Here is a 797-nt window from a genome sequence, read left to right on the forward strand (position 1 = left end):
TTAAAGACATCTTCTAGAAAATCGAAGGTTGTCTCCTTACCCACACAGTACAATTCTCCACTAATAGAGTGTTGTGTCTGTACTACTTGCGGAGCTCCGGTACAAGACAAATGCGGGTACGCGGCAATAGCCGGCAAGGTGTGGGCCGGAATTTCGATTTCAGGGATCACCTCTATATTTCGCAAAGCAGCATAGGCTACAATTTCCTTTATTTCCTCTTGCGTGTAATACCCCCCGGTTCTTTCGTGTCCCTCGCCCCTAAATCCGCCAACGGAAGTTAACTTGGGATACTTCTTAATTTCTATTCGCCATCCGGCATCGTCTATCAAATGAAGATGTAGTACATTCATCTTGTACATCGCCATCATATCTACCAATTGCTTTACATAAGACACCTCATAAAAATAACGGCTTACATCTAGCATCATTCCACGCCAAGGATATGCCGGTTCGTCCTCTACATAAGCACCTTCTATCGCCCAATCCACATCTTTTTGTCTTCTTGAATTGAATATTTTTACGGGAAGCATTTGTCTTAGCGTCTGAATTCCGTTGAAAACACCAGCCTCACTATTGCCAATAATTTGAATGTTTTTGGCAGTCACCATAAGTCGGTAGCCTTCTTTTTTATCGACTTGAGGATCTATAGAAAGTTGAATGCTGTTTTTTTTGGATTTATTTGATGAGGATAGTTCAAAATCCCATCCGGTAGCTGGGGAAAGGGTTTCTCCCAAATAAACTGCCAGGGCTTCCAAGCCATCATTGTACTGTATTTTTGTTGATGGGTGTAGTAAAAA

The 797-nt window shown here is 42.0% G+C and carries 1 protein-coding gene; it reads right to left on the bottom strand.

Annotated features, from left to right (window positions below; genetic code table 11):
• On the bottom strand, positions 1 to 797 hold a 797-nt coding region (locus tag HCG49_RS18415), incomplete at both ends, for a family 20 glycosylhydrolase (RefSeq protein WP_168470939.1).

The organism is Arenibacter sp. 6A1 (genome assembly GCF_012272855.1).
In the GTDB taxonomy this organism is placed as follows: Bacteria; Bacteroidota; Bacteroidia; order Flavobacteriales; family Flavobacteriaceae; genus Arenibacter.